Genomic DNA, 16,571 nt, shown 5'->3' with positions numbered 1-16,571 from the left:
TGAAAGCCCGCTAGCTTTGTGATCGGCGGGCTTATCTTCTTTGGTAGGGGGATAGAGGTACACCAAAACGGAACCAAACAACAAACAGAATAAGAAAGAGGTGATTAAGTGGCAACACTAGAACAATCTTTACAACTAACAGATAAATTTTCTGAACCGCTCTTGCAGATCAATAAGATGACACAGGATACGCTTAAAACGTTCATTGCTTTGGACAAAGTCATGAGCGGCGGGTATGACTTGCGCATGAGTGCAGAAACGTCCGAGGTGGAAGATGCGCTCCTTGCATCCAACCGTCTTGCCGATGTAGTGGATAATGACTACAACCTCTTTATTAACGCACAGGACGCATCTTTAAGGGATGCCATGCAAGAGGCCGAGAAGCTCCGAAGCTTTATGATGCAAGACATGGAAACGGCTGTAGCTGTTGATCATAGCGACATCACGCAGGCAACGCAGCAACTAAACACGCTGGAGATTGAGCTGGCCGGAACACGCAGCACCATGAGTCAGCTTGCAAGTATTGACCCGTTGGCTGGTATGACTGCCTCCCTGGGACAAGCGCAAGCGGTAAACAATCAACTGAACAGCACGAACGTAATTTACAGCCGTTTGGCCGCTGGCGTCGATGCAGTAACGACGCGGATGGTTCGCCTGCCGTTCCTGTCCGATAAGTTGAAAGCCAGTCTGAGCGCAAACGTGACCATTTGGAGCGATATGTACCTGAGACAGTCCCGCGTTGTCCAGATGCTGGAGAAAATGCGGGCATCCATGCAGCGCGCTTCAACATCGCAGAACAAACTTGTTTCAACTACGATGCGCTTTGTTTCCATCTTTGGCAGGGTTAACGCGCCGGTAACGAAATTTATTAGCCTTGTCACGAAAGGCGGGGGCGCGATACTCAGGAACCTGAACAATCAGAACCGTTTCAAGGGCTCCATAGACCGGACAACGGCCTCCCAGGAGAAGCTAAACAGTATCAGCAGGCTCATGAACTTTGGGGTGGCCATTGCAGCGCTCCAGCGTATCAGTAGCATGATGACCGGCTTAATCAGTAAAGCAGACACGTTTATCAATACGATGGCCCGACTCAACATGATCAATGACGGCATGCGAACCACAGCGCAATTATCAGACCAGATACTCGCTGCCGCCATTCGTTCCCGTTCTGCCTATGCCGATACGGCCAACTTTGTGGCCAGGCTGGGGATCAATGCGGGGGATGCGTTCTCCAATAACGATGAGTTGATCGCTTTCGCTGAGACACTGAACAAGGCCTACAAGATCGGCGGGGCCAGCGTTGAGGAACAAGCCAGCTCTATGCTGCAGTTAACGCAGGCTTTGGCCGCTGGGGCTTTGAGAGGCGAGGAGCTCAACTCCGTCATGGAAGGGGCGCCGCTTGTCATTCAAGCCATCCAGGACGAACTGGGCATCACGCGCGCAGAACTCCGGGAACTGGCCTCTGAAGGAGCCATCTCCTCCGACATCATTAAGAGAGCCATGTTTAACGCTGCAGACGAGATTAATGCGAAGTTTGCGACAATGCCACTCACGTTTGCGGACATGATGACACAAATACAAAATACAGCGGTGTATGCTTTTCAGCCGCTCATCCAGACATTTAATGATTTTATTAACTCGACTGTTGGGCAGGAGCTCTTTGCATCCATCACGAATGGCATTTTTATCCTGGCGCAAGTCGCATCCTGGGCGTTTGATATCATTGTAGCCGGCATTACCTGGGCACAACAGAATGCGAATATGCTGCAGACGGCCTTTGTTATCCTAGGCGGTGTATTGGCTGCCGTGGCCGTCATCGCTTTAGGGATATGGCTTTATGCGCACGCCGGGGCAGTCCTGTTCATTGGGGCGATTGCTTTGGTTGCCTGGGCGCTTAACCAGATGGGCTTTTCAGCCATCCAGGTAGCAGGCTGGATCGTGGGAGGTTTTATGTGGGTCGGCACTGTGATTTATAACGTTGTCGTCTTTGCAATCGGTATTTTTATCCAGCTTGCCCAGACCATTTACAACATCTTTGCCTATGCGTGGAACGTGGTCGCTGCATTCGTTGAGTTCTTTGCGAACGTCTGGCGAAACCCTGTTTATAGTACGCAGATGCTCTTTTACAACTTGATCAAGAACATACTGGACTATATGGCCAACATTGCAGATAGCTCAGGCAGTGCAGCAACGGCTTTGGGTAATGCATTCGTGAACGGGGCTAACATTGCCATACGAGCCGTAAATGGTTTGATCGAACTGCTTAACAAGATACCAGGCGTTAATATCGGAACAGTGGGAGAGCTGGCAAGCTTTGGTGCTAACAATACCGTTGGCGATAGTATCCGGGGCATGAGTGAGATGTTCAACCCAGGCGAGGCTCCAGATAACTATTGGAGTGCTCCGAAGATGGAGCTTGCAGCCTTTACTGGTTACGAGTTTATCGGAAACAATCTTAAGGATCCTGGGGCTTCTTTTGATACAGGTTATAACTTTGTTCAGAACCTCGGAGATATGGACTTTAATGGCTTGGGCGATTTCACGAACATGCTGGATAAGAACAACGGATTAATGGCTGAGGTTATGGATGGTTTAACGGGTTCGCCAGCAGATTACTCCGACCTATTAGGAGCAGGAGACGATGGCGGCGCTGGTGATAAACTTGGTAAAGGCAAAGAGATCGGGGACATTGGCAAGATTAAGTCTGAGGTGTCTATCACCGAAGAGGACATCAAGCTGATGCGCGATATTGCTGAACGTAATTTCATTATCAAGTACCAACAAGTAACACCTAGCGCGACCGTTAACCTCAACGGTTCTGGATCTACAGAGACAGATGCTAAGAAGCTACTGCATCTCATGGAGAAAATGATTGTCGAGCACTCGTCAAATGATTTAATACCACAAGCTTAAGGCTACTTGTTACCGGCAGTAAAAATAGCTTTTTATGGCCAGGGGGCTTCCCTCTGGTCTTTTTATATGTATTTTATGAAAGTGACTTCTTAAATGTTTAATATTTGATATGATAATAAAAATAAGGAGGTGTAAAAAATGAGTAATGAAATCAAAAAGTATGATATTGTATTTAATTTAATTGACGGCAAAAGTGTGAAAAAAGAATTTGAAGGTTCTGCCAGTTTAGAAAAGTATCAAATTCTGGAGAGCGCCATAGAACCCGTTAGAGACGAATTGTTTTATCATCTAGTAGATTTTTATGGCGACTACATTTTAATAGCAAAAAATAATATTACTAGCATCAGCATATCAGATCACCGAGAAACGTACTCTTTTTGAAATTTAAATACGTTTTTTTGAGTATTTAATCAGATAATTATGTGTCTAAAAAAGTGTTAAAATATAACATAATGTGATAAAAAGTAAATAAAAGTTGCATTTTTGACACTTTAAGTAGTATTATAGTGATGAAGATAAAGCTCTCATTCCGCCTTGTCTTCGCCCAGATCTCTAGATGTCCAGTTTAGACAGACGTGGTAACGAGTGCGCCACGTTGCCCGACGGAGGCTTTATATCCGATCGTTGGTCCCACATGAGACGTCTTCATGTTTGCACTCCTGTTTTTTTTATAATTACAGAAGGGCGGATATGCACTATTGGAAAAAGAAGCACCTAATAGGGCAAATTCAAGCCCTTCTTTATTTTCTATATATGAAAATTATTTTGATAACTATCATGGCCGGAAAGTAACAATAGAAACTAGTTACAAACCTCTTTTAAGGTTCGATATTATTTTTAATGAAACTGACTTGCCTCATCTTCTAGGCTTGCATAAACTTGATAAGGATAGCGCTTCGAAACAACTTGATAAAATCAAAAGTGGAGAATTAACGTATCAAGTAATTAAGAAAAGAGATGGCTTCCATCAAATAAAAGATAGAATTAAACATATTGATTTTATTAATCGTGTTTTTCTAACACGTGAAGTAAGACAATGTATTTGTGTTTCAAAAGAAGATAGCAAGAACTCGATGCGCTTAGATATTGTTTTTATGGAGGACTCTATACAAAGAGTTTTGAATTTAGGCTTAAGAAAAGTATCAAATCAGCGTAATGTATATACTCCAGTAACTTTTTTTGTTAGCAAATCAAAAGGAACCGCTTATCCTTATTCTAAACGAGCTAAGATAAAGTCTCTCGAATGGGATGAAAAAGTCCTACTCATGGAGAAAGCAAAAATACAAAATAAAAATAGTTAAGCCAGCAGTTCTGTACTGTATGGCTTTTTTTGTGTATAAAAAAAACCACTCTCAAAGTCTGAGAGAGGCAGCCTCATTGCCCTGCAGTCAGTTGATAGGTCCATTCAAAATTAAATGCCATGAAAAATGCCATTTGTGGCATTTGAATGCCATGTCATGAAATCGAAATATAAAAAAAACGCTGATATATCAACGATATACCAACGTATCCAATCATATGAAAGGTGATTAACCTAATTTGTTGTAGTATTCAACGATGTATGACTCATCAACATCAGCAGTTAACTCTTCACGTAATGGAAGACGGTTTAGAGAACCTGTTAATGTTTCTGCATCAAAAGTGATGAATTCTGGACGACCAAATAGTGCATCAACAGCAGCACGGATTGTAGTCATTTCTTTAGATTTTTCACGAACAGAGATAACTTGACCAACTTCCACTTGGTATGAAGGGATGTCGATACGTTTGCCGTTAACTGTGATATGACCGTGGTTTACTAATTGACGAGCTTGACGACGAGTAGAAGCCAATCCCATACGGTAAACAACGTTATCTAAACGACGTTCTAGAAGGATCATAAAGTTTTCACCGTGAGTTCCTTCAGTCATTTTACCAGCTCTTTTGAATAGAGTAGCAAATTGACGTTCGTTCATACCATACATATGACGTAGTTTTTGTTTTTCTTGCAATTGCAATCCATATTCAGAAAGTTTTTTACGGTTTGTTGGTCCGTGTTGTCCTGGAACATATGGACGGCGTTCTAATTCTTTACCTGTACCTGAAAGTGAAATACCTAAACGGCGAGATTTTTTCCAGCTTGGTCCTGTATAACGTGACATAATTTTATTCCTCCAATAATGTTTGTTTGGAGTAAAATAATTTGTTTGAAAGCGAAGCTTTACGTGCAGGTTATCCTTCAATCTTCACCTTATGCAGCCGACAGGGTACACAATTGAACCTCTATGGGCGATAAACTGTTGACGCGGAAGCTTTTCTTTCGCTGCATTATTTTACACGAAGACTATCTTAACACGATTAGTAGAATAATGCAAGATAATCATAATACAGCGCCTAAAAAAGCTAGAAATAAAAAAATGGCTTCTTTCATAAAAAACGTCACAGCTTGCTTTTTTTATAGACTAGGGGATTATAAGTTCAGCCATCAATGTCTAGCTCCCAAGTCCTGGCCTACTGAAAAAAAGATAAATTTGCCCCATTGCGCGCTTCGCTGCTCATTCAGGGTCAAATTTCCTATTTTTTCATAGGCCAAGGCGGACTTGTCCGCTTTTCTTATGAATTCTTCTATGATATACTGGTTGTTGATATCGTGGCCTCTTTTACAAAAAGGGCATCAGTTGAATAGACGGAGGATTCTTAAATGAACTTACTTTATTGGTTAGCAGGTATATTCATCATTGTCTTGATTGGATATGGCGTTGTATATTATTTAAATCGAAAAGAAGCAAATCGCATAAAAGAGCTAGACGAGAAGAAATATAAAATGATGGCAATACCAGTTGCTGACAATTTATATACATTAAAACACCTTAACTTAACAGGACAAACGAAACGAACTTATGAAAATTGGCAAGCAACTTGGCAAACGGTCACTCGTTTCCAATTTCCTGAAATTGAAGCAACCCTTTTAAGTGCAGAACAAAGCATTCAGCAAATGAATTTTGTTAAAGCTAAAAAAACAATTGATGGGGCAGAAAAACTGCTTGATGAAACGAATAGTAGCGTTGAGAAAATCAATAAAGCTTTGGAAGAGTTGTTAGAAAGTGCTCAAAAAAATCGTAAAGAATTAGAAGACGTTCAAGAACGCTACAATGTGATTCGTAAACAATTATTAGCACATAGTTTTACTTTTGGTCCTTCTTTAGAAACATTAGAGAAAAACATCAACTATATGGAACTTGATTTCACTAAGTTTAATTCTCTAACAAACGAAGGCGATCATATGGAAGCTAAAGAAATTCTAGTTCGTATTTCTCAAGACTTAACTTTGATGGAAGGTCTAATTGAAACGATTCCGGAATTAAATAAGACAATTAATGAAGAGTATGAAGAGCAAATTAAAGATCTACAAGAAGGGTATCAACGACTAATCAACGATAACTATGTCTTTGACAAAGTTGATATACCAGAAAAGATTAAAGATATTGAAGCCGTTATTAAAGAAATCAGAGATTCTATTAAACTTGCTGATGTGAACGAAGCCCAAAAGAAAATGGACAAAGTTGAGCGCCAGGTTGATGACACTTACGCTATCATGGAAAAAGAAATGGAAGCAAAGGAGTTTGTTGACCGCCATCAGACAAATTTGTCTCGCAAAATGGATCACGTTATACAAAGTAATCGTTATGTTCTTTTGGAGATTGATCGTGTGTCTCAGAACTTCTTCTTAAACCAAAATGAGCTTGCACGTTCGCAAGATTTTGAAACACAGCTATTAAAAGAAAATGAAGCATTACGCCATTATGAAAAAGTGTTAGCAGAGCATGAAATAGCTTATAGCTCAGTAAAAAGTTACTTTGAAAAGTTAAACCAAAAATTAAATGAAATCGATAAAGAACAATCTGATTTAGTTGCTAAACTAAGCAACTTGCGCAATCGTGAAAAAGAAGCTAAAGATGCTATCGATTTGTTTGAGATGGATATGCGTAACATGAAACGTACATTGGAAAAACAACATTTGCCTGGTCTACCTAAAGTTTACTTAGATTTATTCTTTGCTGTTTCGGATCGTATTGAAGATGTTTCAGCAAAATTAAACAGAGTTAAAATTGATGTCGATGAGATTGAATCGCTTGTTAAAATGTGTGAAGAAGATATTGAGATGCTTGAAAATCGTACACAAGATATTTTGGATAATGCCAACTTAACGGAGTATGCGATTCAATACGCAAACCGTTATCGTCATTCTAATCCAGAAGTAGAGCATGCGATTTCAGAAGCACTCGGTTTATTCAAAGAAGACTATGAGTTTGAAAAATCTTTAGCAGTGATGACAGATATTCTTAACCGTGTTGAACCCGGTTCTGCAAAACGAGTAGAAAATAACTACTTGGAAGATAAATCACGTAAATCTTTTTAATTGAATCATGATGTAGTTTATAAAAAGCTGAGACGTAGATTTCTACCTATGTCTCAGCTTTAGCTTTGTTTTAAAAAAGGAAGAGTGAAAAAATGATATATTTTGACAATAGTGCCACTACGCAACTATATCCCCAAGTACTGGATACAGTTGTAAAGGTTAGCCAACAGGTTTATGGTAACCCGTCCAGTTTGCATAAGTTAGGAACGGTTGCTGACCGTTTGCTACAACAGTCTCGCCAACAAGTAGCAGATTTATTACAGGTATCACCTCAAGAAATAGTCTTTACGAGTGGTGGTACAGAAGGCGACAACTGGGTTGTAAAAGGTACTGCTATTGAAAAGAAAGCATTCGGTCGTCATATTATTACAACAACGATAGAACATCCCGCTGTATCGAAATCAATGCAACAACTGGAGCAGTTGGGATTCGATGTCACTTATTTAGAAGTTGATGAACGCGGACTTATTTCAGTAGCAGATTTGAAAGATGCAATTCGAGAAGATACGATCTTAGTTTCTATTATTGCTGTTAATAACGAAGTGGGCGCTGTTCAACCGATTCAAGAAATTGGTGATGTATTAGTAGATTATCCAACTATTCATTTCCATATAGATGCCGTTCAAGCAGTTACCGAATTTGATCATTTAATTCCCCATCCAAGGGTCGATTTTTTAGTGTTGTCTGCTCATAAATTTCATGGACCTAGAGGGGTAGGTATTGTTTATAAGAAACAAGGTAGAAGACTAGCACCCTTGCTAACAGGAGGTGGCCAAGAATCCGGCCAACGAAGCACCACTGAAAATATAGCGGGTATTGCTGCAACCGCTAAGGCGTTGAGAATGACCTTAGAAATAAGAGAAGCGACTAAACAGAATGAAGGTCAGATAAAAGACCACATTCGTCAATTTTTATCTTCTTACGATAATGTGCAAATCTATAGTCAAGAAGATGGAGCGGCTCACATCCTTTGTTTTGCTTTGCAGGATGTAAGAGGAGAAGTCATGGTTCATGCATTGGAAGAGGAAAATATTATTATATCTACGACAAGTGCTTGTTCAAGTAAAAAGGGTGAATTACCTGCAACCCTAGAGGCCATGCACGTGCCTGCAAAATGGTCCAAATGTGCGGTACGTTTAAGCTTTGGTGAAGGAAATACACTTGCAGAAGCCAATCAGTTTATTCAAGTCTTTAAACAACTACACGAAAAATTCAAAGTCATTCAAAAATAGAGAGGGTCATATTATGGAAACACGTATTCAAGTTCGCTTTGGTGAACTTTCAACAAAAGGACGTAACAAAAAACGATTTATTCAAAAACTAGCTCAAAATATTCGCGGAGCAATGCCAGAATATGATCAGATTAAGGTGAAATACGATCATGATTTTATTTTTATTGATCTAAATGGTGCTGATGAAGCAGGTGTCAAAGAAAAATTAAAAGATGTCTTTGGTATCCAAAGTTTCTCACCCATCTATATTATTGAGCGTGATTTGGAACTTGCTAAATCAGTTATTATCGATCTAGTGAAAGAAATGGAGCCAAGCGGCAAGACCTTTAAAATTGCTACACGCCGTGCTGATCACAGCTATGAACATGACACTAATTGGTTGAATGCAGAACTAGGTGCAGTTGTTCTAGACGCTATTCCTGACATTGCCGTAGAAGTTAAAAAGCCAGATATACGCGTTCGAGTTGACGTGAAAAAAGAGCACTTTTTTATTTCAACGAAGACTTACCAAGGAGCAGGTGGTTTGCCTGTTGGAACAAGTGGTCGCGGAGTCGTGATGTTATCGGGTGGGATTGACTCGCCAGTAGCAGCTTACCTAGCTTTAAAGCGTGGTGTTGAAATTGAAGCTGTTCATTTCCACAGCCCACCTTATACAAGCCCACAAGCTTTACAAAAAGCGAAAGACTTAACAGCTAAAGTCACTCGTTTTGGAGGTAGCATTCAATTTATTGAAGTGCCATTTACTGAAATTCAAGAAGCAATTAAAGAACATGTTCCAGAAGGTTATCTGATGACCGTAACCCGTCGAATGATGTTACGTTTAACCGATGCTATTCGTGAGAAACGAAACGCCTTAGCTATTTTTAATGGTGAGAGTTTAGGTCAAGTGGCGTCACAAACGATGGAAAGTATGACTGCTATTAATGATGTCACTAACACGCCAATTATTCGTCCTGTTGCAACTATGGACAAACAAGAGATTATTGAGATTTCTCAACAGATTGATACTTTTGATTTATCCATCCAGCCGTTTGAGGATTGTTGCACCATATTTGCACCGACTGCACCCAAAACAAAACCGAGACTGGAAAAAGCCCGTTACTATGAAAGCCGTCTTGATGTAGAAGGGTTAATTGATCGTGCGATGGCGAATCTTGTCATTACACACATTAAGCCTGACTATCCAACAGACGTTCAAGAGGAGCTTGATTTTTCAGATTTGTTGTAAAAAGAGAAATAGCTTCTTTTTCTAAGTGGAATTGGTATAATAGACCTATTGATAAAAGGGGGGAAGTATAATGGAAATTACATTTAAAGGTACAACTGTTCAACTAGAAGGTTCTGAATTAAAAGTAGGCGACCAAGCACCTGCATTTGCTTTAGAAAATTTAGCTGGTAAACAAATCACAACGGATAGTCTAAAAGGAAAAGTAACCATTATTAGTGTTTTCCCAAAAATTAACACACGCGTTTGTGACCAACAAACACGTCGTTTTAACGAAATGGCATCGACAATTGAAGGCGTACGTTTAATTTCGATTTCAAAAAATGATAAAGATGAACTAAGCGACTGGTGTGCAGCTGAAGGCTTAGACATGGAGATGCTTGTTGATGATGGTTCATTCGGTAAAGCATTCGGTGTTTACATGCCAGAAATTGATTTATTAGCACGTAGTGTCTTTGTATTAGACGAGACAGGTCTACTTGGCTATAAGGAAATTTTACCTGAAGCAGGCGGACCAGAACCAAACTATGAAGCAGCAGTAGAAGCTGCAAAAGATTTAGTTTAAATATTGAGATTTTGATGAACTGATGATAAACTAAATAAGAATAATGATGCGTTGACTAGGGAAGAGTAAACGACTTGTCACTACTTAGAGAGAAAAGCATTTGCTGAAAGCTTTTTTAGGACATGAGTTGAAGGTAGCCTTGCGAGCAAATAGAATGATGACCCTAAACGGTTGCCATAAACTATTCGGAGATATCTCCGTTACAAAAAATGAGAAGCAGGCTTATTCAGTCTGTAAACTTAGGTGGTACCGCGATAAAATCGTCCTACATATATGATGTAGGGCGTTTTTTAATTTAGAAAGGAAGAGTAAATGATGACAATTGAGCAATCAATGCCAACTAAATATCAACCAACTACGGTTGAGGAAGGAAAATACAAAAATTGGGTAGAAAAGAAACGATTTAAACCAAATGGAAATAGAGAGGCGAAGCCATATTCTATCGTTATCCCACCTCCAAACGTAACAGGTAAATTGCATTTAGGCCACGCTTGGGATGTGACCTTACAGGATATGCTCATCCGTATGAAACGGATGCAAGGCTATGATACCTTATGGTTACCAGGAATGGACCACGCTGGTATTGCCACTCAAGCTAAAGTAGAAGCAAAGTTAGCAGAAGATGGTATCTCTCGGCACGACTTAGGGCGTGAAGCCTTTGTTAATAAAGTATGGGAGTGGAAAGAAGACTATGCTGGTTTTATCCGAGACCAATGGGAAAAGATGGGTATTTCAGTTGATTATGACCGTGAACGATTTACACTGGATGATGGTTTATCAGATGCTGTACGTAAAGTATTTGTGACTTTATATGAAAAAGGACTCATTTACCGTGGTGCATACTTGATTAACTGGGATCCTAAAGCTCAAACAGCATTATCTGATATTGAAGTGATCCATAAGGATGTGAATGGTGCGTTCTACCATTTCCGTTACCCATTAACAGACGGTTCAGGCTTTGTTGAATTAGCAACAACTCGTCCTGAAACCATGCTAGGGGATACAGCAGTTGCTGTTCATCCAGAAGATGAACGTTACGCTCACTTGATTGGAAAAACAATTACATTGCCATTAATGAACCGTGAAATTCCAATTATTGCAGATGATTACGTTGATAAAGACTTTGGAACTGGTGTCGTAAAAATTACACCTGCCCATGACCCTAATGACTTTGAAGTTGGTTTACGCCATAACTTGCCACAAATCAATGTGATGAACAACGATGCAACTATGAATGCTGAAGCTGGAAAATACGAAGGTATGGATCGCTTCCAAGCACGTAAAGCAGTTGTTAACGACATGGAAGCAGAAGGCTACCTTGTTAAAATCGAAGAGATGGTTCACTCTGTTGGTCACTCTGAACGAACAGATGTTGTTGTAGAACCATTAATCTCAACACAATGGTTTGTTAAAATGGCTCCATTAGCAGAAAAATCAATTCAAAATCAAAGTACCGATGAAAAAGTAACATTCTTCCCAGAGCGGTTTGAAGCGACTTTTACCCGTTGGATGGCTAACATTCATGATTGGGTTATTTCTCGTCAATTATGGTGGGGACATCGTATCCCAGCATGGTATCATAAAGAAACAGGTGAGATGTATGTTGGTATGGAAGCACCAGCAGATGTTGAAAACTGGGAACAAGATACTGACGTTTTAGATACATGGTTCAGTTCAGCTCTATGGCCATTTTCAACAATGGGCTGGCCAGATGAAGAATCAGAAGACTTTAAACGTTATTTCCCAACCAGTACATTAGTAACGGGTTATGATATTATTTCTTTCTGGGTAAGTCGAATGATTTTCCAATCGCTTGAATTTACAGAAAAACGTCCATTTGAAAATGTTTTGATTCATGGTTTAATCCGTGATGAGCAAGGCCGTAAAATGAGTAAATCACTCGGTAATGGAATCGACCCTATGGAAGTGATTGACCAATACGGGGCCGATGCATTGAGATGGTTCTTAGCAAATGGATCGTCACCAGGACAAGATGTTCGTTTTAGCTATGAAAAAATGGATGCTGCTTGGAACTTTATTAATAAGATTTGGAACGCCAGCCGTTATGTATTGATGAATCTAGATGGCTTAACTTATGAAGAGATTGATTTGTCAGGTGAGAAGACATTAGCTGATAAATGGATTCTATCTAGTCTGAACCGTACGATAGAGAAAGTAACGGAATTGTATGAGAAATTTGAATTTGGTGAAGCAGGACGTATCCTCTACCACTTTATCTGGGATGAGTACTGTGACTGGTATATTGAAATGACTAAGGAAGTCTTGCAAGGTGAAGACGAAGCAGCTAAGAAAACAGCTCGTAGTATCCTCGCATTCGTTCTAGACAATATCTTACGCTTATTACACCCAGTGATGCCTTTCGTAACAGAAGAAATCTGGCAAAATGCTCCTCACCAAGGTGAATCAATTGTTGTGGCAGATTACCCAGTTGCCGATGCTAGCTTTGTTGATATTGAGTCAGAACAAGCGATGGAAAAATTAATTGGTTTAATTCGTGGCGTTCGTAACATCCGTAACGAAATGAATACACCAATTTCTAAGCAAGTTCCTATGCAAATTAATGCCATAGATACAGAAACAGAAGCTATTTTCGCTCGTAACAAAGCCTATATTGTCCGTTTCTGTAACCCATCTGATTTAGAGATTGGTCAAAACCTAGTAGTAGATGGCGAAACAGTAACAGCTGTTATTTCTGGTGGTGAAGTACGGATGCCGTTGGCAGGACTTGTAAAACTAGAAGATGAGATTGCTCGTTTAGAAATAGAAGCTGAGAAACTACAAAAAGAAGTTGACCGTGTTGTTAAAAAATTAGCAAATGAAAAATTTGTAAGTAAAGCACCTGACGCAGTTGTCGAAGTTGAACGTGCAAAAGAAAAAGACTATCGTGAGAAATTAACGATTGTCGAGGAACGTATCGCAACATTGAAAAAACAAATCGATTAACCGATGATATATAATTTTAAGCGGCTGAAGTAATTTAGCCGCTTTTATGTAAGGTGATGATAAGATGTTTAAGACATATGAAGAAGCATTAGCATGGATTCATACAAGACGAGGCATGGGACCAAAACCTGGTATTCGTCGTATGGAATGGATGATGGAGAAATTAGATCATCCCCAACAAAAATTTAAATCCATTCATATCGCTGGAACGAATGGCAAAGGCTCAACAGTGGCTTATTTAACCGCAATATTTCAAGCTCATGACTATAGTGTAGGCAGTTTTACCTCACCTCATATTATGAAGTTTAATGAGCGTATTAGTGTGGATGGTCAACCGATAGCAGATGAAGACATTTTGGCTTTAGCTAATCGCATCCAACCGCTATATGATGAGATAGCTCAAACGGAACTAGGTGGTTTAACAGAATTTGAAGTCATTACATCCATGATGTTTCTTTATTTTTCTGAAGTTCAACCGGATGTTGTCTTACTTGAAGTGGGCTTAGGTGGTTTGTTTGATAGTACAAATGTTGTTACACCAAACCTATCGCTAATAACAACGATTGGCTTAGATCATATTAAAATTCTCGGTAATACCATTGAAGCTATTGCATTTCAAAAGGCAGGGATTATTAAAAAAAGTGTTCCGGTTGTTTTGGGTAATATTGGACCAGCAGCTAAGAGCGTGTTACTAGATATTGCCAACCAACAACACTCAGAAGTTGCAGAATATCACGTTGATTTTCATGAACAAAGCAAACCATCTGTAGATGTCTTCCACGAACGGTTTGATTATCAAACAGATGATTGTCTTATAGAAGATATTACGATTTCCTTGATGGGGCAGCACCAGGTTGATAATGCGACAACTGCCTTGCATGCTTTTCGAGTGTTTTGTCGTCAAAATGAGTTTGCTTATGATGAAGAATCAATTAAGCTTGGGTTTGAACGTGCTTTTTGGCCAGTACGGATGGAAGTTGTTTCCCACTCACCATTAACGATTCTAGATGGGGCTCACAATGAGCCGGCGATGGAAGCTTTAGTCAATGCTTTAGAAACACATTTTCCTAGCCGTCGTCTACACATTCTCTATGCATCACTAACGACCAAAGAGCTCGATAAAATTGGTGAGTGGTTGAATAAACTCCCACAGGCATCTATTCATTTAACAACCTTTGATTTTGATCAAGTGGCGTCAATTGAAGAGCTGAAGAGAGGGTTAGGAATTGAAGCTGTCGGTGAGCATGGAAATTGGCAAGAAGCCATTCAAACCATAAGCAAAGCTGTGGGTGAGCAGGATATTTTCCTCATTACCGGTTCTTTATACTTTTTATCAGAAGTGAGACATTTCTTACTAGAAAAATAATGATAATTCCATCATTTGCGTATCTATTAGTAGAGACGTTAAAGGAGTGGAATTATGCAAAAGACAAATTTATTAAATGAAATGCCAGTAACCTCGAGACCGCGCGAGCGACTTGAAAAATATGGTGAAAAAGCATTGGCAACACATGAGTTACTCGCAATTTTGTTGAGGACTGGCCCGAGAGAGAGTAATGTTGTTCAATTGGCATTGGGCTTACTGATGGAGTTTGAGGACTTATATGCCTTAAAAATGGCAACCTTGGAAGAACTCAATGCTGTCAAAGGGATAGGCAAAGTAAAGGCCATTGAAATAAAAGCCTGTATTGAGTTGGGACTTCGTATTGCGCAAGCAACACAGCTAAAAGATGGGACGATTACTTCAACTAAAGAGGCGGGCACCTTGTTCATGGCTGAGATGCGGGACTTTCAGCAAGAACACGTTGTTGCCTTATACTTAAACACTAAGAATGAAATTATCAAAAAGAAAACCATTTTTATAGGCAGCTTGAATAGCAGTGTCGCTCATCCTCGGGAAATATTTCGAGAAGCAGTTCGCTTTTCAGCTGCTCGGATTATTCTGGCACACAATCATCCGTCTGGGAATCCTGATCCATCAGAAGCGGATTTGGTTTTCACTAAACGCATGGTGGAGTGTGGGGATATGATGGGCATTGAATTGTTGGACCACTTTATTATTGGTAATAAAACCTATTTGAGTTTAAAAGAATATGGTGTCATTTAATGACTGACATGCTAGGGCGATTTTGTCCTAGCCTTTTTGTATAGTACAGCTATGACGTAAAATAGTTATAAAAATAAAAAAGCGCTATGAATTAGTAGCTTCAGCATCGGTTACTAAAATTGGACATGAGATTAATCCTGACTTTAAAATAGGCTGCATGATTATTTCTATGCCTGCTTACCCAATGACACCACATCCAAATGACGTATTAGCAGAGCATACCGTTGATTTTATTTCATTCAGTTACTATATGTCTACAACAGCAACATCTGAACCTGAAAAATACCAACAAACAAAAGGGAACATTCTAGGTGGCATTCCCAACCCTTATTTAGAAGCCTCTGAATGGGGGGTGGCAGGTAGACCCTGTTTGACTGAGAGTTGTTTTAAATGATTTCTATGATCGTTACCAACTGCCGTTATTTATTGTTGAAAATGGTTTAGGTGCAAAGGACCAACTAGTTGAAGGGCCTGATGGGGAGCTAACAGTGGTGGATAATTATCGCATTAAATACTTGAACGACCACCTTGTACAAGTGGAAGAAGCGATTCAAGATGGAATAGAAATTATGGGATACACGTCATGGGGCTGTATTGACTTAGTGAGTGCTTCTACAGCTGAAATGAGCAAGCGTTATGGTTATATTTACGTCGATCGTCATGATGATGGTAGCGGTACATTAAAGCGTTATAAGAAAAAATCATTCTACTGCTACAAAGACATTATTGAAAGCAACGGTGAAAAATTAGAAAAATAAACAGATAAGTGTTTATTAAAAAAAGCTTAAAAAGAATTTTTGATTCGCTTGCAATGGGTTGAAATCTACGTTATACTTAATATATGTTTTTGTAAGGTAAGGAAAGTTATGTCATGAACATTCCGATCGTACCATTTGCAATAACAATAATAAATTGTGCAAACGCACGAGGAGGAATTTTTCATGGAAAATGGAACAGTAAAATGGTTTAACTCAGAAAAAGGATTTGGATTTATCGAACGCGAAGCAGGAGATGACGTATTCGTACACTTCTCAGCTATCAATACTGACGGATTCAAAACTTTAGAAGAAGGTCAAGCAGTATCTTTCGACATCGTTGATGGAAACCGTGGACCACAAGCTGCTAACGTAGAAAAAATCTAATTTAACTTTAGCTAATAAAAGGGC

The 16,571-nt window shown here is 39.6% G+C and carries 12 protein-coding genes, 1 pseudogene and 1 other annotated feature; of the genes and pseudogenes, 12 read left to right on the top strand and 1 reads right to left on the bottom strand.

Features of this window, described 5'->3' with window-relative positions:
• The first annotated feature begins 108 nt into the window (after positions 1–108).
• From BW721_RS04820 to BW721_RS04810, 3 genes are all read left to right on the top strand, one after another.
• Positions 109–2,913, top strand: a complete 2,805-nt coding sequence (locus BW721_RS04820) for a tape measure protein (protein WP_076766639.1) — start codon at positions 109–111, stop codon at positions 2,911–2,913.
• A gap of 138 nt (positions 2,914–3,051) precedes the next feature.
• A complete protein-coding gene (locus BW721_RS04815) occupies positions 3,052–3,294 on the top strand; it encodes a hypothetical protein (RefSeq protein ID WP_076766637.1) in 243 nt (80 codons plus the stop codon).
• A 317-nt stretch (positions 3,295–3,611) separates the two neighbouring features.
• On the top strand, positions 3,612–4,214 hold the full coding sequence (locus tag BW721_RS04810) for a PBECR4 domain-containing protein (protein WP_083686782.1): 603 nt from the start codon (positions 3,612–3,614) through the stop codon (positions 4,212–4,214).
• A gap of 228 nt (positions 4,215–4,442) precedes the next feature.
• On the opposite strand, the gene rpsD is transcribed toward BW721_RS04810, so the two are convergent.
• Complete coding sequence (rpsD, locus tag BW721_RS04805) at positions 4,443–5,054, bottom strand: 30S ribosomal protein S4 (protein ID WP_076766635.1); 612 nt, start codon at positions 5,052–5,054, stop codon at positions 4,443–4,445.
• Between the two features lie 539 nt (positions 5,055–5,593).
• Between rpsD and BW721_RS04800 the strand changes: the two genes are divergently transcribed.
• The 9 genes and pseudogenes from BW721_RS04800 (at position 5,594) to BW721_RS04755 (ending at position 16,547) form a co-directional block, all read left to right on the top strand.
• Entirely contained in the window at positions 5,594–7,312 is a 1,719-nt protein-coding gene (locus BW721_RS04800) for a septation ring formation regulator EzrA (RefSeq protein WP_076766633.1), read from the top strand.
• Positions 7,313–7,404: 92 nt separating this feature from the next.
• Positions 7,405–8,544 carry a cysteine desulfurase family protein gene (locus BW721_RS04795; RefSeq protein ID WP_076766631.1) on the top strand — a complete coding sequence of 380 codons (1,140 nt, stop codon included), beginning with the start codon at positions 7,405–7,407 and terminating at the stop codon, positions 8,542–8,544.
• Positions 8,545–8,554: 10 nt separating this feature from the next.
• A complete protein-coding gene (gene thiI, locus BW721_RS04790; protein ID WP_156892268.1) occupies positions 8,555–9,772 on the top strand; it encodes a tRNA uracil 4-sulfurtransferase ThiI in 1,218 nt (405 codons plus the stop codon).
• A gap of 70 nt (positions 9,773–9,842) precedes the next feature.
• On the top strand, positions 9,843–10,334 hold the full coding sequence (gene tpx / locus BW721_RS04785; protein ID WP_076766628.1) for a thiol peroxidase: 492 nt from the start codon (positions 9,843–9,845) through the stop codon (positions 10,332–10,334).
• 42 nt (positions 10,335–10,376) lie between these two features.
• Positions 10,377–10,605: a binding site (T-box leader), on the top strand.
• A gap of 44 nt (positions 10,606–10,649) precedes the next feature.
• Entirely contained in the window at positions 10,650–13,298 is a 2,649-nt protein-coding gene (locus BW721_RS04780; RefSeq protein ID WP_076766626.1) for a valine--tRNA ligase, read from the top strand.
• A 64-nt stretch (positions 13,299–13,362) separates the two neighbouring features.
• Positions 13,363–14,664 carry a bifunctional folylpolyglutamate synthase/dihydrofolate synthase gene (locus BW721_RS04775; protein ID WP_076766624.1) on the top strand — a complete coding sequence of 434 codons (1,302 nt, stop codon included), beginning with the start codon at positions 13,363–13,365 and terminating at the stop codon, positions 14,662–14,664.
• 54 nt (positions 14,665–14,718) lie between these two features.
• Positions 14,719–15,405 carry a RadC family protein gene (radC, locus tag BW721_RS04770; protein WP_076766622.1) on the top strand — a complete coding sequence of 229 codons (687 nt, stop codon included), beginning with the start codon at positions 14,719–14,721 and terminating at the stop codon, positions 15,403–15,405.
• 85 nt (positions 15,406–15,490) lie between these two features.
• Positions 15,491–16,163, top strand: a pseudogene (locus tag BW721_RS11600) (family 1 glycosylhydrolase); the annotation flags it as partial.
• Between the two features lie 183 nt (positions 16,164–16,346).
• Positions 16,347–16,547, top strand: coding sequence for a cold-shock protein (locus BW721_RS04755; RefSeq protein ID WP_076766616.1), 201 nt, complete (start codon positions 16,347–16,349; stop codon positions 16,545–16,547).
• Positions 16,548–16,571: the final 24 nt, after the last annotated feature.

This window comes from Jeotgalibaca sp. PTS2502 (assembly GCF_001975685.1).
GTDB lineage: Bacteria > Bacillota > Bacilli > Lactobacillales > Aerococcaceae > Jeotgalibaca > Jeotgalibaca arthritidis.
The sequence above is the reverse complement of the archived record's forward strand: the minus strand, read 5'-3'. Positions and strand labels throughout refer to the sequence as shown.